Consider the following 25,079-nt stretch of genomic DNA (forward strand, 5'->3'; position numbering starts at 1 on the left):
AACAGACCATATTCTGCCTGCTTTCAGCTTATTGACGCATTAACGAAGGTAAATGCCCACCTTTCAATCAAATGTTTGAATATTCTCTTTATTTCAGGTTGTTCGTAGCAAAAAAAGGCTCCCTATATGCCTTTTCGGCAGGGGCCTTTTTGGATTGATTTTCGCAACATTTTCAATGTGTTGCTGTATCATTCATTTTGTTTTACAAAGACTTCCAGAGAATACACGTCATGCCGTGATTTTAACTGCGTTCAATCTGTTCCAGTTGGTTAGACAAGCTGGTCCATTGCTCGGCCGGAATTCCGCTCTCCAGTGTATCTTGAATTCCACTTACCGCCTCGTCCAGACGCTCTTCCAACTGACGGGATTGGTGTTGCAATGATTGACAGAGCTGGTTGTCGTAAAACTGAATCAGCTTGTCTTGCGCAGCAGGTAGAACTTCAATGATCATCTGTTTGAGGACAGGATCAAGTGCCTCCTGTAACCGCTGACGTCCATCCCCTTCGAAGAACTGTTTCGGATTGCGGAAATAATTCAAATAGCTTTTCCATCCAGACGGTTCTTCCAAACGAACTTCTTCAAGCACAGGTGTAGTCCAGCGTTCGTTCAGTGGCAGTGACACATCCACGCCCCCTGATAACTGTCTCACCTCATCTATACATTCCGTAACTTGCTTCATCAGCCAGGTCTGACCTGCCTGTTCAAGTCTGAGGGTGGTAGCAAGCAGTTCCTGCTCCAGTTCAATGGCAATCATGCGTAACAGTTCACGTCCACAGGCTGCAAAAGCCATCTTCAGATTGCCTCGATCCTCCCGAAGTACGGATGGATGGAATGCTTCTGCCATGAATAGACCAAGGCGATAGGCAAGCCGCTGCCGCACATGGAAGAGTAATTCTGCTGTTTCCTGTGACAGTTCTTCCTTCATCGATCTTGCTGCAAGTTGCTGTATGCGCTGACGTGACTGCCCCTGAATAGTCCCTAGTTCATCCCGCCGCTGCTGCAATGCTTCCTCACCCTGAGCTGCATCCTCTGCACGATTCTTCAGCCGCTGAATGACACGTGCCATCTCTTCCGAAGCTCCACCTACAGCAAGATCGGCTAATTCTCTGCCTGCAAATTGGTTGAACTCTTCCTCAAAACGGATAAAACCAGATTGCTCAAGCAGCTTCGAATCACCTGCCATCTTGCCTTCCATCGCCAGTATGCTGGATACCGGGAAGAGTCGTGGTGCCCGAATTCCATTACTGCGCAGTTGGGTGCTCACATGATCGAGAACCTGCTCCAGTTCTTCCTCGGAGGAAGACAGGTCACTGGCATTCACAACAAAGAACATCTGATCCATGGCAGAACTATCCTTAACGCGTCCCAACTGATTGAGGAACTGGCGATCTCCTTGGGAGAAAGCATGGTTGTAATACGTTACAAAAATGAGTGCATCCGCATTCTTCATATAATTGAAGGTTACACCCGTATGACGAGCATTCACGGAGTCCGCTCCTGGTGTGTCTACCAGTACAATGCCTTGTTCAGTCACATCGCAACTGTAATAGAGATCGATGCTGTCCACAAAACAGGACTTCTTCTCGTTTGCGACAAAGTTACGATAACCGTCCAGATCCACCAACACATCCTGACCTAACTGGTCCGCTGTTTCTTCCCACCCGGCTGCTGCCGCCTGCAAAAAGCTGTAATGCGGGCGCCCCGCCGGGTGTACATCCTGTGGTGAGAGGGAGCGTACTCGCTTCTGCCACTCCGCTCCAGGCTCACCCAGTCCGAGCAAACGGAAGGAATAGGCGAGGTCTTCCTGGAAGGCGTCCCGGGTCTTCATGCGGACCCGGGCTGTTCCATGCTCCGCGCCACCGGCAGGAGCCATAATCCGGTTAATCGCCGCTGTCGTTGGATGCGGCGAGACGGGTAGTACAGCTTCGCCCAGCAACGCGTTGGCGAAGGAGGATTTGCCGGCGCTGAATGCTCCGAACAGCGCCAGAGTGAACGTCCCGCCCGCAAGTGAAGCCGCGCGTGCACGCAGATCCCGTACCGCCGACCCCATGGCGGGGTACGGCTCCACCAGCGCAGCAGCGGCTTCGAGCCGTGCCGCTGCTGCGTCCAGGCGTCGGCGGCGTTCAGCGCCAGCCGCCGCCGATGGCCCAGGCACCGCCGCCGCGATTGCGCGCTGCGCTGGCGGTGCCTCTGGCGTCTGTGGCTGCGCAGCCACAGACGTTGACGTGCCCGCATGCGGACCGGGTGCTTCGCCCGGTCCAGGTACCGCGGGCACGTCCGGGCCCTTCACCTCCGGCAATAGCCCGGAGGGGAGGGGGCCCGCATCAGGCAGCAGGCTGCGCAGCCCTGCTGCCTCTGCGGCGGCGCTGCGCTGGAGCGCTGTATAGCGCGCCGCCGCCGCGGATTGCGCCAGCAGCGCTGCGCGGCTGGCGTCCAGCGCCTGGAGCGCGGCTTCGCCTTGCGCTGCCAGCGCTTCCAGCATGCGGTCGGCCAACATCATGGCCGACCTGCGATAGCGGGCCTCAATCTCGCCCCGCACATCTTTACTGAATTGAATCACATACTCTGGAGATACCTCTGCACTGGCACTGCGTTTCATCTCCAATAATGCTTCATCTACAGCAGGCAGCTCCGTATTAAGCGCCTGCTCCCACTCCGCTCCCCATAACTGATGGGACTCACCCAGCTGTCTAAGCATCGTACGAATATGTACCTCGACTTGCCCGGAAGCCTGATCCTGTAACAAACTTACCAGCTCAGAAGCACGGCGTTGTTTCTCCTGCTCGGTTTTGCCACCTGAGAACAATAAGCCTACCCGGAAGCCCGGTTTGCGGCTCTCCAAATAGGCAGCAGCAGACGCACGAATATCCGCAGGAGTAAGATTTGCATTTGCCAGAAGAGGCTCAAGCTCTGCCCGGAATTTCTCACGCACTCGCGAAGGCCCGGTACGAATGTCTGCTGCTTGTTGATCAAGAAGCTCCAGCTCTCGTTCCAAGCGTTCAATTCCTTCCTTGCCACCAATCTCATCCAGCAGGGAATTCTCTTCGTCTTCACGTTTCTCCGCTTCTCTCGTCAGGTGTTGCTCCGTTACATGACTGGCCGAACTTGCCAAACTGTGCGTAATTAACGCTTCCTTCTCTTGCATCATGTGTCCAATGAGTTCCGGAAGCACATCCCACTGGTTGTAGCGATGCTGCTTGTCGCGGAGGGAAGTAAACAACAGTCCGTCATATCTGACTTCCCAAGCCGCAAATATAGCTTCGACACCTTCGGTATATTGGTCAAAAGAGAGCTCACGCTCCCGATGCTTGTCGATCTGGTTCACGATCAAAAACAACGGTTTGCCCCAATCCGACAGACTCTTGGCAAATGAAAGGTTTGTCTCGGACTGAACATGATTATAGTCCATGACATAGAAGACCACATCCGCCAGATGAAGCGCGGAATGGGTCGCGAGACTATGTCCGCGATCTGTTGAATCCACACCTGGTGTATCCAGCAGGACAGCATCATCTTTCAGCAGAGGAATATTATCCCATACCTCGATCGAGCTGTAAGCTCCACCATTTTTGCAATACGCCTCCAATTCCTCTGGAGAAACTTCAAGTGTTCCTGCTCCATTGTCAGCGCTTACGTTTGGCGTAGTGTAAATAAGCGCTCTTGGCTTACCATTACGTATGGATACCACATTTGCACTGGTTGGCACGGGACTTGAAGGCAGGACCCGTTTACCGCATAAACTGTTGATGAGACTCGATTTGCCTGCAGAGAAATGACCACAGAACGCAATCGTCAGATGTTTCATTTCAGCCTTGCTGATTAAATCCGTTAAAGCCTGTACAGCCGTATGGTCCCCTGTCTGCTCCATCGCTTCACGCAGCGGAAGCAAAGGTTTGGCCATTTCTTTTGGGTAATCTGTTCTGGACATGACTGGCCTTCCCCCTGGCTCCTCTAATTTGACATCCGTTTCGACGTCTATCTCTTTTACAACATTTATTTTAACATTATCAAGTTTGAATTTGAACGGTTGGAATTGAATATACATAAATGATTGTATAAAACTTTAATCTAAAAAAAATAAAACCGAACAAGTCGGTTTTATCTGTAAAACGTTTTATACTCGGTATTTAGCAAATGCTTACGCCAAGTGTCTGTTGCATGAATGCGATGCGATCATCTTAACCACAACGATCATCATGACATTAATACAACAGAACCAATAGTGTAATCACTTCTTATGAAACTGCGTTCTCCATGGAAGGCAGCAAGATTTCAAATACTTGTCCATGTTGCAGAATTGTAATGTCTCTGCCTTTGTCTCTCATAACAACAACTTCGGGTTTAACGGACATACGCTCCAGATAATGTTCAGGTACGTCGCCAGAGTGGCTTACTGTGATGCCTTCTACTTCTTTTTCTTCATTTTCAGCCATTTCCTGTTCAACGATTTGTTCAAAGATATCGGAGAAGGCCTCAAAATTGTCAGTGTACACGGAAATGCATTTCATGATTATTCATCCTTTTCTACTCATTAATTTATTTTTCGTTTTCGGGTGGTGACACGTTCCTTATCTTTCCTGATTTGGGACGTTTTCATACGTTTTTTCCCTTCCCTGCATATGTCCAGCAATGGACAGATATGACACGCAGGGTTCTGTGCCTTGCAATGGTAGCGTCCAAAAAATATAAACCGGTGGTGAGTTATAGTCCACTCGTCCCGGGGTACGCGCTTCATTAGTTTCTTTTCGACTTCAAGTACGGAGTCATCCCAACCCGCAAGCGCCAGCCGCTTGGATACACGTTCAACATGAGTATCTACCGCAATTGCCGGTACTCCAAACGCATTGGAAACAACTACATTCGCGGTTTTCCGCCCGACACCTGGTAGCGTCACAAGCTGATCATGTTCCTGCGGTACATCACCGCCATACTGCTCTATTAAGATTCGGCACATGTTCTGAATATGCTTGGCCTTGTTCCGGTACAAACCGATTCGCCGAATATCCTGTTCCAGCTCTTCGAGAGGAACCGCCAGATAATCTGCTGGGCTTCTGTACTTCTGGAACAAATCTGCGGTTACCTTGTTCACCGTTTCATCGGTGCACTGGGCAGACAAAAGGACAGCTACCGTCAATTCAAATGCATTGCTGTGATTTAATTCGCAATGTGCATCAGGAAACATTGCTTCCATAGTTTCGAGTATATGTCTAACCGTCGCTGCATTCATGAAGAGCTACCTCCCACAAAATGACTCCACTCTGCGGAGCCTTACTTCGAAGCTTCATCCAAGTACTTTGCGGGGACCTCAAAAAGCTTGCAAAAAAAACGTCTTGATGCGGGAAAGATCCCGTATCAAGACGGTCATTCTTTTGATCCTCGAAAAGAAACGATTACTGTTTTTGAATCTCCAGAATAACATTGTTCAGGAGATACAATACAATATTATCATTATCTCTGAGAGATTGCACGCTTAAAGTATTGTCACCCTGGTGAACAAATACACTTGATCCGAGTGCAAAACGATAGTTTGTGTCTGTTGTCGTTTCCCGTTTAACCAAAATCTGGTTACCAACGCCATCATAAGACCAGAATTGTTTGCTCATGACAGTTAGTACTCTGAAGCGTGTGGAATTATCCGTATCTTTTGTCATTTCCACACGATCCCCGACCGTAAGACTAGTCAATGAAGTTAATGTGGAGCCAGATTTTACGACTTTAACCGAACCGCTAACAGGCACGGTTTCAGTCTGGCCGTTAAACTGTTTGAGCGTTACAGATGAAGCATCTACCGCTGTAACTTCAGCCAGCGTACGCTTCACGACTTGAACCGCTTTTGGCGTAGCTCCTTCAAACGTTACATTAATCAGGTTGCCTGCTGTCAGTTGCGAAGGCGTGATCGTCTGACCACTCTCTCCTGTCAGTACCGCTTGATCCACGTAGAACTGACTTGTCAACAGATCGGATTTTACTCGAATACGACTGTTTGCTTCCAAAGCAACCACTTCGAATTGAGCCACAGTATTCAGTGCAACCTTCTGCACAATATCCTGATTTGCTCCAAGCGTTACGGTCACTTTGTCACCAATCTTCAAATCTCCCAGACTTGCGCCCGATTTGTTATAGATCTCAACCGTAGGTGCTGTAGTATAAGGCACTGTAATCGTCTGATTACCAGACAACACACTGATTTTTCTGCCCGTTGTGTCAATGTTGCTGATCGTACCTTCATACTTGTAAATCACTTTAACGGACAACGCACGTGTTCCCACATAGGTCAGATCCAATTTGCGACCATCATTTAAAATCGACTCCAGACCAGCGAGTGTAGGTTTGGTCGTATTGTAATCCAGTTTGGTTTTCTCATCCAATGTAAATACAAACGGTTTCTTGTTGTTGTCCAACACGGTAAGTACCTTTGTTTTGCTGTTGTAAGATACAACCGTTACTCCGTTCATAGGTTCCATTTGACGTCCAATCACCTGAATACGCGTTACCTGATCGTCAGCGTTCAATGACAACTCCACCTGATCCCCGTTCGTTGCATCTGTGATGAGATCATTCAGCGTTGCATCCTGAATACCATTAATAATAACTTCCGGCTTTTCAGTCAGCAATTTCGCCTCAAGGGAACCCCCTTCACGTTTGAACGTTAACGTGGACTGGTTGCCACCGATCTCAACCAATGTTCCTCGCACAGATTGCTCCACACCTTGAGACAATGTGATAGTTTGCAAAACACTGTCCTTTACGGTGTATTTCACGGCACTGCCGGCTTTGAGATCAGCCACTGACATGATACGGTTTTGATATGTGATAAGCAGATTGTCATTGTATGCAAACTGCTCTGTTGCACCCGCTGCATTGACAAGTTTAATCGTTTTGCCAGAAGTAGACACTTCAGCAACTACGCCATTGTCACTCTTGTTAACAATGCCGGATTTCACACGAATAGCAACTGTTTTTTTGTCAGCCGAGAACGTCTCACGCTGTACCTCGATGATACTATCTGCCGTAATATCGGACAGTTTGATTGCATTACCATTCTGATCGATGAATGCAGTTGCCTCATCATAACTGTACGTTTCGTAATTCTCGCCCACAAAGATACCAATTTTATTACCAGACAACGAACGTGCAAATGTACCTTCAACACTTTCCACCTGCGGTGTAGCATCAACAACTTCTACATAGGAAGCCCCACCTGCCGAACCTACAACCATAACTTTCGTATACAGCTTCACATCTGTGGCGGAAGCACGAGTTTCACTGTCTTTCGTAAAGTAAGGCGTACTGCTGTTCACTGCGAAGTTAACGGCTTTTCCGTCCACAACCAGCGTGATCTGCCCATCTTTCAATCCTGTCACATAACCCGTGGATGTGTTCGGGTACGTTGTATCCGTTAACGATTCACCACGACTGAAGAAGGTAGCCAGTTGAGCACGGGTTACGGAACCAGTTGGATTGAATTTGTTGCCTTCCACACCTTTGGCCAGATCCAGGCTAACAGCCAGATTGACATAACCTTTACCACTTTCGGAAATACTTGCATTATCAGCAAATCCGGTAGATTGATTGTTTTGTGCCTTCGCTTCAGCATCCTTGTCCAATGAACGGATTAACAATTTCGTAATCCATTCCCGTGAAGCCGGCTTTTGACCCCAGGAGGTCTTGGATACATCCACCGTTGATTCTTCCGTTTTGTCAATCAGTCCCAGTTGAAGTGCCAGCGCGACATATGGCTTGAAATAATTTCCCACTTCCATGTTTGTCGGTAATGCCGCAGCCGTGTCGGTATTCAACTGGCCCTCTTGATTCATAAAACGGATTGCCATCGTTACAGCTTCTTGCTGTGTTACCGCATCTCCTGGACGGAACAGGCCGTTGTTACCGAGAAGAATACCTTGATATGCCAGTTTGTAGACATGTTTTTCAGCCCAGTATCCGACCTTGATGTCACTGAACAAACCAGTTGGTGCAGCCGTATTTGTTATTGCAGCAGTCTGACCCTGCCCCGTTTCTGTTGATTCTGCTGCCATGGCAGCTCCGCCGGCGCTAAGGGCCATCATGCCTGCAAGCACGGCTGATACTACTTTTTTAGAGTGTGATGTATGGTTATATTTAAAAGTCACCTATGATTCCCCTCTCTCATGTAAAACGACCCATATTCCGTGGATTCACGGTACAACAGTATGCTGTACAGCCTACTCGGATCTTGTCATTGGATGTTCAAGATCCACATGGCCCATCAGACTCTCCGTCTGCTGACCATCCACCAGTAAATCAAGTGATTTTACTTCATCAAACTGGAAGAACGTTTGTTTTAGAGCATCCAGCGCATAAGATTCTCCACCTGCTCCAAGACGTGCCGTATCTGGCATATGAATATCCAGCGTAAGAGCTCCATCCTTGAACTGAACAGACTTCAATTCAATTTCTTTAGACCACAGCGGAACAAGTTTATCGTCTTTGCTCTGTTGCAGTGATTCAAAGGCAGCTTTATATTTGGCATCATCCGATGCGTATGAAATCTCTGCCGAAGCTTTGTGCAACTCCAGTTCTTCTTCATCCGTATAGAATACAGTGATCGTTTTCTTTTGATTACTTTCAGAAGTTGCTGGCGTCTCCGTAGACGTTTCGCTTGGCGGAGTAGTTGTAGTCGCTTCCTCCGAACTGCCTTCCGTGGATTCTGTAGGTGTTGTGTTCTCTTCAGGTTCAGCGGTTACCGGTTCGGTAATTGTTTCGCCTTCAACCTCGGTCACATTGGTTTCAGTTCCTGCGCCTTGCGTCTGATTCGGAGCAGCTGTTGGCTTGCTTCCACATCCAGCAGCAACTGCCATAACCGTTACCAGCAAGGCTGCAATCCATATTTTCTTGTTCATTCTAACTCCGCCTCCTCAACATAAGGGCTTGTCCCTTATTGAATTCCCAGATACTCCTTGATTCCTGCAACAATCCCTTTGGCAACACTGTTCTGGAAACTCTCCGTGAACAGGGCTGCTTCGTCGCTCTTATTGCTAAGGAATCCACCTTCCAGCAGAACTGCTGGCATTGTCGTTTCACGGGTCACATGGAGACTTGCCGTTTTCACTCCACGATCTTTCAGTCCGGATGACTGTAAAAGATACTTGTGCATCACTGTAGCAAGTGCTTTGCTGTTGGAGCGTGTATAGAATGTCTCTACACCGTTCGCAGCAGCAGGGCCACTGTTAGCATGAATGGAGATGAAAATATCCGCTTTTATGTCTTGTGCAATCTTCACACGTTCTTTCAATGCCAAAAATGTATCATCGCTGCGCGTTAACACAACGTCAATTTTGGATTCTTTTTTCAACAAGGCTTCCACTTTCAGAGCCATTGCCAGATTGAAGTCTTTTTCACGTTTACCAGTTACACCGATTGCCCCAGGATCCTGATCTCCGTGACCTGCATCGATAACGACAACTTTTTTGCCATTATTACCAACTGGAGGAGCAGGTGTACCACTTTGATTGTCGAGGTTAATCATAACCAGTCCGGAATCATTTTGCACACTGTACCCTTTTGAACTGGACAGATCGATTACAAAACGAATTGTAGATGGACTGTTGCTGTATAACGAGTAACGAATCTTAGACACATCCGGATAGCCGCTAACGACGAGTTGTCCATTCTGGTTGCTGTCTAAAGCCTGTCCTTCACTGAACGAATCAGCAAATGCGGTATTCGGCAAGTCTATAACGATTCGATCTGGTCCTGTCATCGTGAAGACGTTCGGCTTCGTACTTCCGCTTGTTGCAATCATGAAGCGGTTGTCGCTGAAGCTGATGCCGTTCACCAGTACAAGACCTTCTTGATCCGATCCTCCGCCTTCATTGCCAGAGTTCGGCGGTGTGGTTGTCCCGTTTCCAGAACCTGAATTCTGGGTAACTAATGTTACCGTCTTCGTAGTATTGTTCCAACCCACCTTAAGACCCATTTCCTCACCAATAAATCGGAGAGGTACGAGCGTAGTACCATTTTTCACGAGTGGCGGGGCATCCAAGTTTACGTTACTGCCGTTCACCGTTGCCGTCTTCTGTCCAACAATCATCTGCATGGCAGTGTTGTCTTTGCTAATAGTCACTGTTTGCGTTTGCTGCCTCCACTCCACGCTATATCCAAGATTTTCGGACACAACCCGGATCGGAACCATCACCTTGCTGTTGATAATTTCCGCTTTTGTATCCGATGGCTGTACGATTTCTTTTCCGTCTAGGATAATTTTCGTGTCTGTTGCTGCGTGACTATAGCCCGGGAATACGAACCCAAAGACAAATAACAGTACCAAAAAACCGAACTTCTTCATCCTTCACCCCTACCATTCTCATATTTTTTTGCCGCATGTTGTCATTTTCCAACTCCGACTGACCGCTTGGGCATTACCAGACACCTATTAGACGCCCCTCGCTCTCAAAAGTTGCGAATATATTCCAACATAACAGAAAAAAAACGTTGTCAGATCAAGCTTTTTTTACATTTTAATGTCTTCTTTTTTCCTTATTTATCAAATATACATCTCTAAACAACGTAACACCCTAACCTTCATATTTGCGCACAATTCAACTTACAGTCCCAAAAATTCAACAATTCCGTCCACAATCGCCTGTGCACATTTGTCCTGGTATTCTTCCGTGAGCATGACTGCTTCATCTGTAGGGTTACTTAAAAAACCAAGCTCAAGTAACACAGCAGGCATGGTTGTTTCACGCGTCACATGCAGACTAGCCGTTTTAACCCCACGATCCTTGAGTCCTGTTACCGGCAACACATATTTGTGAAGGGTATCAGCCAATGTCTTGCTTTCTTTACGACTGTAGAGCGTTTCAATGCCGTTTGGTACCGGTGTAGTGAATTTGTTTCCATGAATGGATACAAAAACATCTGCCTGATTCAATTCAGCAATATCCACACGCTGTTTGAGCGAAAGTTCTGTATCATCCTGGCGTGTAATGACTGTTTGAATATTTGGGTATTTTTGAAGGATTGCCTGTACCTTCAGTCCTACAGCCAGATTGAAATCCTTCTCATAAGCTCCTGACAAACTCACTGCACCCGATTGACGACCCCCATGTCCCGGATCGATGACCACAATCGTTTTACCATCATTCGTAGGTACTGCCGGTTGGCTTGTCGGTTCTCCACTCGTGGCTGTCAGGTCAACGAGCAAGACATTGTTATCTCCAACTGACCATTTGGCTGTAGCCGTCTGATTCAGATCCAGAACGACACGCACAGTAGAAGGCGTTTTACTGAACATGGCATACCGGACTTTGGAAACTATCGATGAATCCGTAACGAGAATCTGTCCACTTCCATCCGGGTTAGAGGCTTGTCCCTGAATGAATTCCTGAGAAAATGTCGCTGAAGGCAGATCAACAATAATTCGGTCTGGCCCACCAATACTGGATACTTTGGGGCTAATATTACCGTTGGTTGCTACAATCAACCGATCTCCGCTGAAGCTGATGCCTTGAAGCTCTGTCAAACCATCCGGGACAGGTGCCTCGACGGGGTCACTGTCACCTTCCGTTTCAACTACGGGAGGAATACTAAATAGGCTTACTGTCTTGGTTCCATTGTCCCAGCCAACACGCAGACCCATGCCTTCCCCAACAAAGCGTAACGGAACAAGCGTAGTTCCCTGTTTGATCAGTGGGGGCGAATCCAGGTTCACCACGTTTCCATTCACTGTAGCTGCATCTTTGCCAGCCGTCATTTGAATCATGCTGTTTCCTTTTTGAACCTGGACTGACTGAGTTTCCTTCTCCCACTTCACCTTATAACCCAGGTTCTCGGATACAATTCGAATTGGAACCATGACCGTTTTCCCGATATTCTCTGCAGGTGCACCCGTCTGCTGGTTAATGGTTACACCGTCGAGTACAATCGAGGGAGTGGTGTCTGCATGGGCGATGACTGGGAATAAACATAGGAACAGAAGAAAAACGACTGCTGCCGACCATTTTTTCATACCTCATCCACCATTCTTTTTGTCTTTTGAACATCCGACCTGATTCTCTGCAGCGTAACATCAATGACAATATGTAACCTTCCATAATCTACTAATCAGTTTATCAGATATTGTCTGATCATCCGGTTACAACGTTGTCATATTTAGTCGGAAACAGAGTGACACAAAGGTTACTTCTCCATAAGTCCAGTTCCCAAAATCTTATGGAAATTACATTCCTCATCCATTTTTGCTATGCTGAGTTCAAATACTTGAAAACAGGAGATTGAGACTTGATGCCTAAAATACTGATTGTGGACGATGAAGCAGATCTTCGAAAGCTACTGACTGATTATTTTGAAATTAACGGATATTCTGTGATGACGGCCAAGGACAGCCGGGAAGCACTGCGGAAAGTGGAAAAACAGCCCGATCTCGTTTTGTTAGATATCAACATGCCTGAACAGAACGGCCTTCAATTATGTGAAAAAATTCGCGACTTCGTCTCTTGCCCGATCTTATTCTTAACGGCCCGAATCGAAGATGCTGATAAAATAGCAGGATTTCGTGCCGGAGGCGATGACTATATCCTGAAACCTTTCAGCATTCGCGAGTTGGGCGCCAGGGTCGAAGCACATATACGCAGGGAACAACGAATCCAAACTAAATCTTCGGTAAGGTTTAACAATGATTTGGTCATTGATTATACGGCTAGGGAACTCTACTACTTGGATAAGCGAATTTCACTGCCCAAAAAAGAGTTTGATATTGTCGAATTGCTGTCCACGCATCCTGATATGGTGTTTGGAAAGGAACGCATATACCTAAAGATTTGGGGCATGGACGAGCAAGGTGACAGTAACGTGATCGCAGAGCATATCCGGCGAATTCGCTACAAATTAAAGGAATACGGCTGTGATAATCAAATTGAGACCGTTTGGGGAGTAGGGTACAAATGGCCAAGTTCATGACTAGACTCCTGTTTTTAAAGCGATTGTCCTTATTGCACTCATTTATGCTGTTGTGTGTGGTCACACTCATTGCCGTACTGGCCATCATAACTCTGGAGTTTGCTTGGGCGGAGAACCTGCGGCTGCGTTTCGGAGAAACGGATTGGGTGATGCCCTCCCTCGTCACGACGGTTTTGCTCACCGTAGCGACTGGAATTGTCACCATGGCCGTTCTATTTTACAGATGGAAGCTAAAACGACCGCTGGAGCTATTAAAACGAGCATCCAAGAACATTTCAGCCAACGATCTAGACTTCCGCATTTCCTATGACAGCCAGGATGAGATGGGCGAGCTGATCGCACTATTTGAAAACATGCGCTCACAATTGGAAAAAAACCTTAAGACACTCTGGCGTTCGGTTGAAGAGCGCAAGCAGATCAATGCTATTTTTGCCCATGATCTGAGAACACCCCTGTCTGTGTTAAAAGGAAACGCCGAGCTTCTCGCCACCTATCTTCCCGAGAAGAAGTTGTCGGAAGAAAAGGTGCTGGACCTGATCCATACCATGAACCTTCACATCTTGCGTCTGGAGAGTTATGCAGAGGCCATGAATTCCATTCAGAGGCTGGAGGATGTCCCGTTGAACTTCCAGTCGATGGATACGATCTCATTGACGGCTTTGCTGGACGGCAGCGCTGAACAAATCGCGAAACAGTACGGTATACGTTTCGTATCATCCGTCGAGTTTGATAATGCCTCAGTACATGTAGATCCCTATCTCGTCATGCAGATTTTCGAGAATCTAGTGGCTAATGGGGCGAGATACGCAGCCAGTCAAGTGAACGTCCACTATGACGTTCAGGGTGGCATTATGAAGATTACCGTCTCAGAGGACGGTCCTGGTTTCTCTGACGAAGCCCTGAGTAAGGCTATACTCCCTTTTTACCGAGGCGAAGTATGGGATGCGAGCGAACATCGCGGGCTGGGCCTTTACATTTGCAAAGTGTTTTGCGAAAAACATGAAGGTAGTCTTCGGATTGCAAACGGTCCTAACGGAGGTGGAAGCGTCACGGCAAGTATTGGGACCCGAGTTGATAAATAGTTGAAAATGATCTGATAACATCTCCTTATCTTGAATTCAAGGAGTGTTAACATGCTAAAACTGAAAAAAAGAATGTATATCACCATTAGCTGTTTGTTGTTATGTACCGCGTGGGCAACCTCCGTATCCGCCAATGAAGCCAGAGACAGGACAGAAGTTCTGCAGGAGATTGACGAATATATGAATCGGAACATGAAGGCCAATCACATTAAGGCTGCTTCACTGGCGATTGCCAATAACGATGAGGTCTTTTACGCAAAAGGCTACGGGACATTCGCGGATGGCCGGGAGGTAACGGGTAACACCCCTTTTCCCATTGCTTCACTTAGCAAGTCCTTTACTGCATTGGCTGTTCTGCAACTGGTGGACAAGAGTCGGATTGACTTGGATGCTACTTACGCTTCCTATTTTCCAGAGCTTTCTCCACAGGACCCCCGCGTTCTTGACATCACAGTCCGTCATTTACTGAATCAGACCAGCGGTCTCAATGACAAGATAAATCCCGATATGACAAAAACTCCGCAATTCCAATCGCTGGATGAGGCGAACCAATTATTAAACACGGTTCAACTTGCCCATATCCCCGGAACAGCCTACAGCTATCATAATCCCAATTACGTGCTGCTGGCGAACCTCGTGGAAAGTGTTAGCGGAGATCGCTTTTCAGATTACCTGAAAGAACATATTTTTGAACCACTAGGAATGAATCACACCTTCAGTGTCAGCACGACGCAGCAATTCTATGAGAATAATACTATCCCGCTAGGACATTACCTGAGTTTGGGACGCGCTATAAGTCAATCCGAACCGCTTTGGTTCATTGAGGGCCCAGCCGGCATCGTTTCAACCGCAGAGGACATGTCCCTATGGATGCTTTCCCAATATCACGGCCGCCTCGTTTCCCCTGTGCTGATGAAACAATATCATGCAGTAGGAGATATCGGTCCGTACGGCATGGGCTGGCTTGCAAACCAAGATGCGTCTAGCGGCCGAACGATCTCCCACAGCGGCATTTTCTGGACCTACAAGTCAGAAGAACTGGTTTATTTGGACGAGCAAATGGGCATTGCCGTAATGTTTAATTCTGGTATAAACGCTTATGTGAATTACTCGGCATTTATTGATGGAATAGCGGATATTATGAGGGGGCAGGAACCCCAAACCTTTTTTGTAAACGGTCGGAATATGGAAACGATCATGATTGCGCTGATCATCGCTACGCTTGCATGGGGCATCTACGCCTATTTTCGCATACTTCGGAACAACCACCGCCTAACGGTCAGCAAATTGATTCTGATCCCGGTTGGAACACTGATCCCGGTTCTAATTCTCTTGTCTCTGTTCCCATTGGTTACGTTTATCGGCGGAGGACGTGTGCTGCCTTGGTTTGGCATCTGGACTACCCTGTCATCTCCAATCATATGGCTTTTGGTATGGTCACTTGTAAATTTCGTGCATTTGGCTTGTTATATCTATGTCTATTTTCAGAATACAAAAAACGACCATTTGGAGTTACCTCAGTAATGGAATTTTAGATTCTCTATTTAGTCGGCTGTTATTGTATCTGTTGAAGTATTCGGCCAAGAAGGATTAAGAGTTCTATGTATAGCTGACTTATTAAGCTAATTTAGCTTCTGAAATTACAAAAAGCTTCTGTCTCACCGATGGGAACAAGGTCCCTTTGGCGAGGCAGAAGCTTTCTGTTATGCGATACTTTAACGATTAACCGAACAGTTTTGCCGCGTGGCGTTGTTCGTAAGCAGCGATTTCATCATCATGTTGAAGAGTCAGACCGATATCATCCAATCCTTGCAACAGGAATTGACGACGGTGCTCATCCAGATCAAAATCGATATGCAGTCCGTATGCATCAGTAATCGTTTTGTTTTCCAGATTTACATTCATCTCATAGCCTTCATGTGTCGCTGTACGTTGGAACAAGTCTTCAACTTGCTCTTCTGACAGCTTGATTGGCAAGATTCCGTTCTTAAAGCAGTTATTATAGAAGATGTCTGCATAAGATGGAGCGATGACACAACGGAATCCATAGTCCAAAATCGCCCATGGCGCATGCTCACGGGATGATCCACAGCCAAAGTTGGCACGTGAGATCAGGATGGATGCCCCTTCGTAACGAGGTTTGTTCATTTCGAAGGAAGCATTATTGTTGCCCTCTTCATCAAAACGCCATTCATAGAACAAAAATTGTCCAAATCCGGTACGTTCAATCCGTTTCAGGAACTGTTTTGGAATGATTGCGTCTGTATCTACATTGACCCGGTCTACCGGTGCAACGATGCCTTGTAATGTTTTGAATTCTTCCATATTAAACGTTCTCCCTTCTGTCTGTTATAGATTAGATCGCTGCTTCTGTTTTGAAATTCCAGTCCCGTACGTCCACAAAGTGACCCTTAACTGCTGCTGCTGCTGCCATTGCCGGAGATACCAGATGCGTACGTCCTCCACGTCCTTGGCGTCCTTCAAAGTTACGGTTGGAAGTCGAAGCACAACGTTGTCCTGGCTTCAATACATCCGGGTTCATCGCCAGACACATACTGCATCCCGCATCACGCCATTCAAATCCAGCTTCCGTAAAGATTTTATCCAAACCTTCTTGTTCAGCCTGAATCTTAACACGTCCTGAGCCTGGTACAACAATTGCTGTAACCCGACTGGATACCGTGTGACCTTTAGCCACTTGTGCTGCTGCACGCAGATCTTCGATCCGTCCATTGGTGCAAGAACCGATAAATACATAGTCAATTGGAATCTCGGCGATTGGTGTTCCCGGTTCAAGTCCCATATATTCAAGCGCTTTTTCAGCCGCTTTGCGTTCGTTTTCTGTAGGCAATTCAGCCGGAACAGGAACTTTCGAAGAAATGTCGGTTCCCATACCCGGGCTTGTTCCCCAAGTTACTTGCGGAATCAATGTCTCCACATCGATTTCAACCACATGGTCGAACTCGGCACCTTCATCGGTTACAAGTTGTTTCCAACCCTCTACAGCTTCATCAAACTTTGCATCCGCTGGTACGTATTCACGTCCACGCAGATATTCAAATGTTGTTTCATCCGGCGCGATCAATCCTGCTCTTGCTCCACCTTCGATGGACATGTTGCAGACCGTCATACGCTCTTCCATGCTCAACTCACGGATGGATTCGCCTGTGTACTCAATTACATAACCTGTTGCAAAGTCTGTGCCGTATTTGGCAATAACTGCGAGGATCATATCTTTCGCGGTTACACCCGGGTTACGTTTGCCGACAAAACGAACTTCCATCGTTTTGGCTTTTGCTTGTTGCAAACATTGAGTTGCCATTACGTGCTCAACTTCACTTGTTCCGATTCCGAATGCCAGTGCGCCAAACGCACCGTGTGTGGACGTATGACTGTCACCACATACAATCGTTTTACCCGGGTGAGTCAGACCCAGTTCAGGTCCCATAACGTGTACAACGCCTTGATCAATCGTGTCCAGATCATACAATTTCACGCCGAAATCACGGCAGTTTTGCGAAAGTGTATCAATTTGTTGTTTGGAGATAGGATCTGTGATGTTGAAACGGTCTTTCGTTGGAACGTTGTGGTCCATTGTTGCAAATGTCAGTTCAGGGCGGCGAACTTTACGTCCGCTGAGACGAAGACCTTCAAATGCCTGTGGAGAAGTTACTTCGTGCACCAGATGCAGATCGATATACAGAATGCTTGGTTTGCCTTCTTCTTGATGAATTACGTGATTTTCCCAAATTTTCTCAAACATCGTTTTTTTACTCATCATTTTCACCTCATTATAAGTTCGGTCCTTGGAAGAGCCTCGTGTTTTCTTTAAAAAGTGAAGCTCTTGAATGACATAAATATATCACCCTGTCCTTCATTGTTCCAAGATATAATATCTATAGATGTAATAGGTTTAACCTATAATGAGAGAAAGACAAATAAACCACTGCTAATCGCAGAGGTTTCAATTGATAACAATTATCATTATCAGATAAGTCTTATACTACGTTCCCGCCTCTGCGCTGTCAATGCTTTTTATCTAGAACATCAAAAAACAGCCCTGAATCCAGAGCTGCTTTCCTAGTTGCTGTTATAAAATGAAAGTTATCATATCAACGCCTTCTATAGAGAGCGCTTGTCCGACTACTGTATTACAAACCGTTATTCGCAATCACATCTTTGTACCAATAGAAACTCTTTTTACGTTTTCTCTCCAGTGTTCCATTGCCGTCATTATCCTGATCTACATAAATAAAGCCATATCGTTTCTCCATCTCTGAAGAAGAATAACTAATCAGATCAATCACTCCCCAACTGGTATAGCCCAGCAGTTCAACACCATCCAGAATCGCCTCATGCATCTGTTCAATGTGAGAGCGGAAATAATCAATACGATAATCATCCTGAATGCTGCCATCAGCTTCAATTGAATCTACCGCTCCAATCCCGTTCTCAACGATAAACAAAGGCACCTCATAACGGCTATACAGTTCATTCAGTGAGATGCGCAGACCTACCGGGTCAATCTGCCAACCCCAATCATTCGTTTGCAGATACGGGTTCTTCACCCCTCCAGTTGTATTGCCACTCACCTGCTCCAATCGGTCGCCATCCACACTTGATACCAGGGACATATAATAACTGAATGAGATAAAGTCCACCGTGTGTACTTTCAGAATCTCTTCATCCCCCTCAAGCATATCGAGGTTAATTCCCTTTTCGGCAAAAAATCTCTTCGTAAAGTACGGATACGCTCCACGTACCTGTACATCCGTAAACATAAGATTGAATTGATTATCCCGGGAAGCAACAAGTACGTCTTCGGGATTACATGTGTGAGCATACGTCGTCAGTTTGGTAAGCATACATCCGATCTGGGAACCGGGAATGATCTCATGACAGTATTTCACTGCGAGCGCACTCGCTACAAATTGATGGTGCAACCCCTGATATACAGCCTGCTCCACATTTTCGAAACGCTCCGGAACAATACCACCACTCGTAAACGGATGACGAACAATGCTGTCAATTTCATTAAATGTAATCCAATACTTCACTTTATCCTTATAACGGGTGAACACGGTTTTGCAAAAGTGAACAAAATAATCGACGACTTTCCGATCCGTCCATCCACCATGGTAATTCACCAGATACATCGGCATTTCATAATGGGACAACGTAATCAAAGGTTCAATTCCTTGTTTCAGCATGCCATCAATAACACGGTCATAGAACTGCAAACCGGCTTCATTCGGCTCTGTTTCGTTGCCATTCGGGAAAATTCGGGTCCATGCAATGGATAGTCGCAACGTTTTGAGTCCCATTTCCCCAAACAGGGCTAGATCCTCCTCGTAACGGTGGTAGAAATCTATGCCTCTGCGTTTCGGATATTCTCTGTCTGAGGTAGACTCCATCGCAGTCTTGATCTGTTCTTCATTGATCGCATTATGTTTTTTATACTCACTCTTGGCTACACCTTTTCGGTAGATAGCAATGTCGGCTGTAGATAGACCTTTGCCATCCACATTCCACGCTCCTTCTGCCTGATTGGCAGCAATCGCTCCTCCCCATAGAAAATTTTCTGGAAACGTTCTTGTTGTATTGGTCATTGTGTATTCCTCCTTGGATTATCTCTGTGACTCTTTCATTCTTGCTCAATTGCGACTCATGACCCGATTGATATGAATAATCAAATACATCATCTCTTCATTGGAGATCGTATGTTCAAACCGGGCTTCAATATAATCCTTGATTAGCATTACGCAGGCTTCTTCCTGGGGATATTTATTCGCGATCTGCTCAAAGAGCTCATGATCCTGTGTGTTTAATGTTTTATGCTCAAAAAGCCGTTGAATAAAAAACTGCAAATGGGTCAAAAAGCGTGAATAGTTGATGCTGTGTGTGTCCAGCTCCACTTGATAGTGAATTTTGATAATATTGAGTACATCCTTAACTGTATTGGTCATCAGCATGACCTGATTCATATTGTCATCATTTTGCTGCGCATTAACGAGATGAAAGGCAATGTTAGCCGCTTCCTCTTCAGGCAGGGAGAGTCCAAGCTGTTTTTGAATGAGAGACAGACCATGCAACCCGATATTGAACTCCTGCGGATAGAACTTTTTCACTTCCCACAACATTCGGTTCTGGATCGTCATATTGTCCTTGAATCGCTTCATGGCCATATACAGGTGATCCGTTAATGCGACATAGAGATGATCACTCAGATGGCGGGACAATGTATGTTTCGCGTGGGAGATGATTTCATCAGCCAGAATCAGATATTCTTTTGGTGTTTCCTTCATCAGGGCGGTGAGATCTGAAGAGATCGTTTCATTTTCAAGAACATAGATCTTCTCGATCTCATCCTCACTCACGACATCTCCCGGTTTGCTCTTGTAGCCGATGCCCTTTCCCATCACAATAATTTCCTTGTCATCCTCACCACGTCTGGCGAGAACAATGCTCGAATTCAGTATTTTTACGACTTCCATATCAGGCTGCCTGCCTTTCATTCATATTTCAGCGGGTTATAGTTATAACACCGTAATTAATGGTTTCCCCGGTCCTGTTGTCGCCGCAGTTTCATTGCCCAGGATCTCCAGATAATCCAATGAATTGGTCACAATTACAGGGGTTGTTGTGTCATAACCTGCGGCTTGTATAGCTTCAAGATCAAATTCGATCAGGAGCTGACCATGAGAGATCTGTTCTCCTTCGTTCACTTTTACATCAAAATGCTGGCCTTTCAGTTTCACCGTATCCAATCCGACATGAATCAGAACTTCAACTCCCTCTACCGATCTCAGACCGATGGAATGTTTGGTTCGGAACACCGTCTCAACGGTACCATCAAACGGGGCAAACACCTTGCCAACACTTGGCTGAATCGCCATACCTTGTCCCATCGCTTCTTGCGAGAAGGCCTCGTCCTTCACCTCACTTAATGGCAGAACTTTACCTTCCAAAGGAGCAAAAACGATCTTTTTCGATTTGATCCCTGTGGATGGCTGGATTTCAGATTCACCTCTCGCTTGGTTTGTAGGACTGCCTTCCATCGACACTGCTGTTGGAACAACATCCTGAAATCCAATGACATATACGGCGACAAACGCGACAATGGCAGAGATCAGCATGGTAATGATCGCATAGATAATATTCATATGATCTTCACTGATAAACATAGGCATAGATGCAATCCCCGGACCCACGGCAGCATATGCCTTGAGATTCACAATACCTGCGAACAACCCAGCCACTCCGGCGCCGATCATGCAAGCAAACAGCGTTTTCTTGAGCCTTAAATGCACACCGTACAGAGCGGGTTCCGTGATACCGAATACACCTGAAATTCCTGCAGACAAAGCGACTTGTTTCAGCTTGATGTCTTTGGTTTTGAATGACACCGCCAGTGCGCCTGCTCCCTGCGCCATATTGGATGCCAGCATCGCGACCAGCACCAGTGTTTCATATCCAGGTGAAGCCAAGGCTGCGAAAATAATAGGATAAAATACTTTATGCATACCGAACATGACAATCAGAGGCATCAGTATAGCCATAATGACAACGGTCAACCATCCAATCTTATCCTGAATCCAGTAGATCAGGTTGGACATTCCCGTTCCGAGATACATCCCTAGAGGTCCAAGTACAATCAGGGCAACTGGAGCAACAATGAGAATAACAATCAAAGGTTTAAGGAAAATTTTGACCGGCCCTGGTGAGATCTTGTCCGCGAACTTTTCAATGTAAGACATGAACCAGACCGTTAAAATAATCGGTACCACGGATGTCGCATATTGAACGGATGCAACAGGTATGCCAATAAAGGACACCGGATCTTCACCGCCTAGCAGACCAATCATATTCGGGTGTAACATGATTCCACCAAACAGAACGGCAACAAAGGGGTTGGTTTTAAATCTATTTGCACTGGAATAGGCCAGTAGAATCGGAAGAAAGTAAAAGGCAGCATCAGACATGACACTCAAAACGGTATATGTCTGGCTCTCTTTAGACATCAGGCCGGTCACGGTCGCCAGTAGCAGCAGTGCCTTAAGCATGCCCGAGGCAGCAATGGCTGGGATAATAGGTTGGAAAATGCCTGCAATAACACTGGCAAAAGTATTAAACAGTCCTTTGGGGCTATAATCCGCTTTTTGTTTCTCCTGAATTTCGTTTGATTGCCGAGTATCCATCATCTTGGCAAGTTCATTGTAGACGTACGCGACGTCATTACCGATAATAATCTGATATTGCCCGCCGCTATTCACTGCGCCAATAACACCATCAAGGCTCTTAATTTCTTGGGTCTTCGCCATATCCGGATTCTTCAGGGTAAGTCTGAGCCTGGTAGAGCAATGAATTAACGTGTTGATATTATCATTGCCACCGACCAGCTCCATAATCGATTGGGCTAATTGTTTGTGTTTCATGGTGCACCTCCGCCATTTTTTCTTGATGGGAACAAAAAAAGACCTAAAAAGGGTAGGAAAAAGAAACTCTTCCCACCCAATCTAGGTCTTGCCTGCCGAACAGTAACACGCCATCGTTGGATGAATGTTATTCAATTATATAAACGAAAAAGAATATGAACATTTGAAATGGTTCCGTACTAACATTTGAAACTGACACACATGAAAACGTTGATTTTGTTTTACCCGGGTAAGTGATTCTTATTAAGCGTTTTCAAAATCAGTATATCAACTCATCTGATGGAGTGCAAGCGGTTAAGCGAAATTAATGATTTCTTCATCTGTAATGATATAATGGTGGCATAACGAAAGGACTGACCAATGACGATGGAATTCAGACAACTTCAATATACGTTGCAAATTGCGGCCGAGCGCAATTTCTCCCGGGCTGCAGAGAAGCTGCACATTGCCCAACCTTCATTAAGCCAGCAATTATCCAAATTGGAAAAAGAATTGGGAGTACTGCTGTTTCAGCGTAATACAAGTACCGTGGAGTTAACCCATGCGGGTGTTACGTTTGTCGAGCAAGCCCAAAAGATCGTAGATGCCGTGGAGCTATTGCGTCAGGAAATGTCAGACATCTCCCAGCTTCGCAAAGGTAAAGTCGTTGTAGGCAGCATGCCGATCACGGGCTCACACTTGCTCCCACATGTGCTTCCAGCGTTCCAACAAGCTTATCCCGAGATTGAGGTCACCTTATTGGAGGACTCCGGTCTTACGCTTGAGAAATTGACAGCAAGCGGCAAAGCAGATCTCAGTCTGTTATCTCTTCCTTTACAAGAGCCAAGCTTGTCTTATGTAACCATTGGAGAGGAACGGATTGATCTGGCGGTTCCCCCGAATCACCCTTTGGCACGCAGGGCAGATCCGGAACATCCGATTCCTGTGCGAATTGAAGAGCTTCGGGATGAACCCTTTGTTGTATTGAAAAAAGGACAGGGCTTCCGCAAACTTACATTTGATCTCTGTGAGCAAGCCGGTTTTGATCCCCAAGTTGTGTTCGAGAGCACCAATATTGAAACCGTTCAGTCGCTGGTCGCCACAGGTATGGGCATTACGCTGGTTCCACGCTTTATTGCCCGTGCGCCGCGCAGTGAATTCGTACCTGTGTACGTCCCGCTCGCTGAGCCTACTCCCAGCAGAACACTTGTTGTAGCTTATCGTCAAGGAAGAGTACTGTCGAAGGCAGCCGAGGCATTTATCCATACGTTTCAACAAACCGTGGCCGAACTGTCAAAGGGAGACTAAAGAATTTCTTCTATGGGAATGGGACATTTCATACTGAACCAAAACAAAGGCTTGACCCTTATGGGCCAAGCCTTTGTCGAATCTCGTTTCCCGCATCCGCAGGATAGAGTTCTTACATCGCAATCACAGTAACTGGTTAGAGTACAATGTTGCTTGTTAAGTTGTTTAGCTTCAATGCTAATTTATAATGTTAACGTAGAAACGTACATAAGAAAACTTCATGTTTGGCGGTTTATTTACGCAAATTACGATCGCTTGTCAGCCTGTTTTGCTGATTCATTACACGGCCTTCGTCCTGAACAGTTGAATCAGGGGGTGATAGCCCTCCTGCTCCATTCTCTAAGAATGCCCTTAAGTGATCTTCCCTTGTGTTATCCTGTTCCAGTCTCCTGAGCGTATCTTTCACATGGTTGTCCATTGATTGATCATCCTCCTTGGTGACGGGATAGTTATCATTACCCGTGTCATGGAAGAATAAACACTTTTTCTGAAGAATTTTATTTCAGTTTTTATTTTTCGCCAAAATAAACGCCAGGTCGACGGTCTTCAAATACGGGAATACGTCCGCGAACCTCATCTACCAGAGATGGACGAATAATTCCGGTCACGATCTCTTCCCCTTCGCCACCTTCAGCCACAATCTCACCCCAAGGATCAATGATGAGGGAATGTCCGAAAAATTCAGTCTCTCCCCCTTTACCCACACGGTTACAAGCGATCACATACATCTGATTCTCAATCGCTCGTGCGGTAAGCAACGTACGCCAGTGGTGCAGACGAGGTTTCGGCCATTCGGCGGGTACAATCAATGCCTTGGCACCATTCAAAGCAAGGGTGCGGGCAAGCTCCGGGAACCGGATGTCATAACAGATCGAAGCCCCCGCTGTAAGACCGTTCTGCAATTCAAAAATTTCAGGTTCCGCACCTGGCTGTAAATATTTCTCCTCGTCCATCAGACGGAACAAATGTAATTTATCGTATCGTGTTACCTGTTTTCCTTCACGATCATAAGCGTACATTGTATTGTATATTTGACCATCCCGTTTCTCGGCAATTGACCCGCCAACGATGGAAATTTGATGTTTTTGAGCAAAAGCAGATAACCATTCCCGAGATTTCTGGCCTTCCGGGTCAGCGAGTTCATGAATTTGAGTCAAAGCGTATCCGGTATTCCACATCTCAGGTAACACAGCCAGCCCCAGATCCGGATATTGTTCTACCGCACGCTCAAGCAACGTCTGCATATGTTTATGATTGGCCTCAGGGTCTCCGAGTTGAATATCGCCCTGAATCAGGGCTACACGCATTTCTCCCTGTTGTTTTTCTGTCATGACAA

At 46.4% G+C, this 25,079-nt stretch carries 18 protein-coding genes; 4 read left to right on the forward strand and 14 right to left on the reverse strand.

Annotated features, from left to right (window positions below; translation table 11 throughout):
• Positions 1-241: 241 nt before the first annotated feature.
• The 7 genes from MKY92_RS18605 to MKY92_RS18635 all read right to left on the reverse strand — a co-directional run bounded on the left by MKY92_RS18605 (position 242) and on the right by MKY92_RS18635 (position 11,989).
• Complete coding sequence (locus tag MKY92_RS18605; protein WP_339297256.1) at positions 242-3,928, reverse strand: dynamin family protein; 3,687 nt, start codon at positions 3,926-3,928, stop codon at positions 242-244.
• Positions 3,929-4,235: 307 nt separating this feature from the next.
• Complete coding sequence (locus tag MKY92_RS18610) at positions 4,236-4,508, reverse strand: hypothetical protein (protein ID WP_017687779.1); 273 nt, start codon at positions 4,506-4,508, stop codon at positions 4,236-4,238.
• Positions 4,509-4,531: 23 nt separating this feature from the next.
• A complete protein-coding gene (nth, locus tag MKY92_RS18615; RefSeq protein WP_339297257.1) occupies positions 4,532-5,227 on the reverse strand; it encodes an endonuclease III in 696 nt (231 codons plus the stop codon).
• Between the two features lie 163 nt (positions 5,228-5,390).
• Positions 5,391-8,129, reverse strand: coding sequence for an S-layer homology domain-containing protein (locus tag MKY92_RS18620; RefSeq protein WP_339297258.1), 2,739 nt, complete (start codon positions 8,127-8,129; stop codon positions 5,391-5,393).
• A gap of 72 nt (positions 8,130-8,201) precedes the next feature.
• The gene (locus MKY92_RS18625) at positions 8,202-8,879 is read right to left on the reverse strand and encodes a GerMN domain-containing protein (RefSeq protein WP_339297259.1); all 678 of its coding nucleotides are present in this window, start codon (positions 8,877-8,879) and stop codon (positions 8,202-8,204) included.
• Positions 8,880-8,914: 35 nt separating this feature from the next.
• Positions 8,915-10,324, reverse strand: a complete 1,410-nt coding sequence (locus MKY92_RS18630; RefSeq protein WP_339297260.1) for an N-acetylmuramoyl-L-alanine amidase family protein — start codon at positions 10,322-10,324, stop codon at positions 8,915-8,917.
• A 258-nt stretch (positions 10,325-10,582) separates the two neighbouring features.
• Complete coding sequence (locus MKY92_RS18635) at positions 10,583-11,989, reverse strand: N-acetylmuramoyl-L-alanine amidase family protein (protein ID WP_339297261.1); 1,407 nt, start codon at positions 11,987-11,989, stop codon at positions 10,583-10,585.
• 275 nt (positions 11,990-12,264) lie between these two features.
• On the opposite strand from MKY92_RS18635, the gene MKY92_RS18640 reads away from it, so the two are divergent.
• The 3 genes from MKY92_RS18640 to MKY92_RS18650 are packed head-to-tail and all read left to right on the forward strand — an operon-like array spanning position 12,265 to position 15,545.
• Positions 12,265-12,939, forward strand: coding sequence for a response regulator transcription factor (locus tag MKY92_RS18640; protein ID WP_339297262.1), 675 nt, complete (start codon positions 12,265-12,267; stop codon positions 12,937-12,939).
• Positions 12,936-14,021, forward strand: coding sequence for an ATP-binding protein (locus MKY92_RS18645; RefSeq protein ID WP_339297263.1), 1,086 nt, complete (start codon positions 12,936-12,938; stop codon positions 14,019-14,021). Before MKY92_RS18640 ends, MKY92_RS18645 begins: the two co-directional genes overlap by 4 nt.
• 51 nt (positions 14,022-14,072) lie before the next feature.
• Positions 14,073-15,545: a serine hydrolase domain-containing protein gene (locus MKY92_RS18650; RefSeq protein WP_339297264.1), complete on the forward strand. Its 1,473-nt coding sequence runs from the start codon at positions 14,073-14,075 to the stop codon at positions 15,543-15,545.
• Between the two features lie 198 nt (positions 15,546-15,743).
• Here MKY92_RS18650 and leuD read toward each other — a convergent pair whose 3' ends face one another.
• The 5 genes from leuD to MKY92_RS18675 form a co-directional block, all read right to left on the reverse strand.
• On the reverse strand, positions 15,744-16,346 hold the full coding sequence (gene leuD, locus MKY92_RS18655; RefSeq protein ID WP_036607574.1) for a 3-isopropylmalate dehydratase small subunit: 603 nt from the start codon (positions 16,344-16,346) through the stop codon (positions 15,744-15,746).
• Between the two features lie 31 nt (positions 16,347-16,377).
• Positions 16,378-17,799: a 3-isopropylmalate dehydratase large subunit gene (gene leuC, locus MKY92_RS18660; protein WP_339301841.1), complete on the reverse strand. Its 1,422-nt coding sequence runs from the start codon at positions 17,797-17,799 to the stop codon at positions 16,378-16,380.
• A gap of 373 nt (positions 17,800-18,172) precedes the next feature.
• Positions 18,173-19,630 carry a glycoside hydrolase family 1 protein gene (locus tag MKY92_RS18665; protein WP_339297265.1) on the reverse strand — a complete coding sequence of 486 codons (1,458 nt, stop codon included), beginning with the start codon at positions 19,628-19,630 and terminating at the stop codon, positions 18,173-18,175.
• A gap of 45 nt (positions 19,631-19,675) precedes the next feature.
• The gene (locus MKY92_RS18670) at positions 19,676-20,515 is read right to left on the reverse strand and encodes a PRD domain-containing protein (RefSeq protein ID WP_339297266.1); all 840 of its coding nucleotides are present in this window, start codon (positions 20,513-20,515) and stop codon (positions 19,676-19,678) included.
• A 42-nt stretch (positions 20,516-20,557) separates the two neighbouring features.
• Positions 20,558-22,456: a beta-glucoside-specific PTS transporter subunit IIABC gene (locus MKY92_RS18675; RefSeq protein WP_339297267.1), complete on the reverse strand. Its 1,899-nt coding sequence runs from the start codon at positions 22,454-22,456 to the stop codon at positions 20,558-20,560.
• A gap of 366 nt (positions 22,457-22,822) precedes the next feature.
• On the opposite strand from MKY92_RS18675, the gene MKY92_RS18680 reads away from it, so the two are divergent.
• Positions 22,823-23,743, forward strand: coding sequence for a LysR family transcriptional regulator (locus MKY92_RS18680; RefSeq protein WP_145322390.1), 921 nt, complete (start codon positions 22,823-22,825; stop codon positions 23,741-23,743).
• A 232-nt stretch (positions 23,744-23,975) separates the two neighbouring features.
• On the opposite strand, the gene MKY92_RS18685 is transcribed toward MKY92_RS18680, so the two are convergent.
• Together MKY92_RS18685 and MKY92_RS18690 are read right to left on the reverse strand one after the other, a co-directional pair.
• Positions 23,976-24,161 carry a hypothetical protein gene (locus MKY92_RS18685; protein ID WP_017687767.1) on the reverse strand — a complete coding sequence of 62 codons (186 nt, stop codon included), beginning with the start codon at positions 24,159-24,161 and terminating at the stop codon, positions 23,976-23,978.
• 91 nt (positions 24,162-24,252) lie between these two features.
• Positions 24,253-25,074, reverse strand: a complete 822-nt coding sequence (locus tag MKY92_RS18690; protein WP_339297268.1) for a carbon-nitrogen family hydrolase — start codon at positions 25,072-25,074, stop codon at positions 24,253-24,255.
• Positions 25,075-25,079 lie beyond the last annotated feature (5 nt).

The sequence above is a fragment of the Paenibacillus sp. FSL R5-0623 genome (assembly GCF_037974265.1).
In the GTDB taxonomy this organism is placed as follows: domain Bacteria; phylum Bacillota; class Bacilli; order Paenibacillales; family Paenibacillaceae; genus Paenibacillus.

What these genes read in the sequence shown, in the direction of transcription:
- MKY92_RS18605 (WP_339297256.1), bottom strand. Translation starts at nt 3,928, where the DNA reads ATGTCCAGAACAGATTACCCAAAAGAAATGGCCAAACCTTTGCTTCCG.
- MKY92_RS18610 (WP_017687779.1), bottom strand. Translation starts at nt 4,508, where the DNA reads ATGAAATGCATTTCCGTGTACACTGACAATTTTGAGGCCTTCTCCGAT.
- nth (WP_339297257.1), bottom strand. Translation starts at nt 5,227, where the DNA reads ATGAATGCAGCGACGGTTAGACATATACTCGAAACTATGGAAGCAATG.
- MKY92_RS18625 (WP_339297259.1), bottom strand. Translation starts at nt 8,879, where the DNA reads ATGAACAAGAAAATATGGATTGCAGCCTTGCTGGTAACGGTTATGGCA.
- MKY92_RS18630 (WP_339297260.1), bottom strand. Translation starts at nt 10,324, where the DNA reads ATGAAGAAGTTCGGTTTTTTGGTACTGTTATTTGTCTTTGGGTTCGTA.
- MKY92_RS18635 (WP_339297261.1), bottom strand. Translation starts at nt 11,989, where the DNA reads ATGAAAAAATGGTCGGCAGCAGTCGTTTTTCTTCTGTTCCTATGTTTA.
- MKY92_RS18640 (WP_339297262.1), top strand. Translation starts at nt 12,265, where the DNA reads ATGCCTAAAATACTGATTGTGGACGATGAAGCAGATCTTCGAAAGCTA.
- MKY92_RS18645 (WP_339297263.1), top strand. Translation starts at nt 12,936, where the DNA reads ATGACTAGACTCCTGTTTTTAAAGCGATTGTCCTTATTGCACTCATTT.
- MKY92_RS18650 (WP_339297264.1), top strand. Translation starts at nt 14,073, where the DNA reads ATGCTAAAACTGAAAAAAAGAATGTATATCACCATTAGCTGTTTGTTG.
- leuD (WP_036607574.1), bottom strand. Translation starts at nt 16,346, where the DNA reads ATGGAAGAATTCAAAACATTACAAGGCATCGTTGCACCGGTAGACCGG.
- leuC (WP_339301841.1), bottom strand. Translation starts at nt 17,799, where the DNA reads ATGAGTAAAAAAACGATGTTTGAGAAAATTTGGGAAAATCACGTAATT.
- MKY92_RS18665 (WP_339297265.1), bottom strand. Translation starts at nt 19,630, where the DNA reads ATGACCAATACAACAAGAACGTTTCCAGAAAATTTTCTATGGGGAGGA.
- MKY92_RS18670 (WP_339297266.1), bottom strand. Translation starts at nt 20,515, where the DNA reads ATGGAAGTCGTAAAAATACTGAATTCGAGCATTGTTCTCGCCAGACGT.
- MKY92_RS18675 (WP_339297267.1), bottom strand. Translation starts at nt 22,456, where the DNA reads ATGAAACACAAACAATTAGCCCAATCGATTATGGAGCTGGTCGGTGGC.
- MKY92_RS18680 (WP_145322390.1), top strand. Translation starts at nt 22,823, where the DNA reads ATGGAATTCAGACAACTTCAATATACGTTGCAAATTGCGGCCGAGCGC.
- MKY92_RS18685 (WP_017687767.1), bottom strand. Translation starts at nt 24,161, where the DNA reads ATGGACAACCATGTGAAAGATACGCTCAGGAGACTGGAACAGGATAAC.
- MKY92_RS18690 (WP_339297268.1), bottom strand. Translation starts at nt 25,074, where the DNA reads ATGACAGAAAAACAACAGGGAGAAATGCGTGTAGCCCTGATTCAGGGC.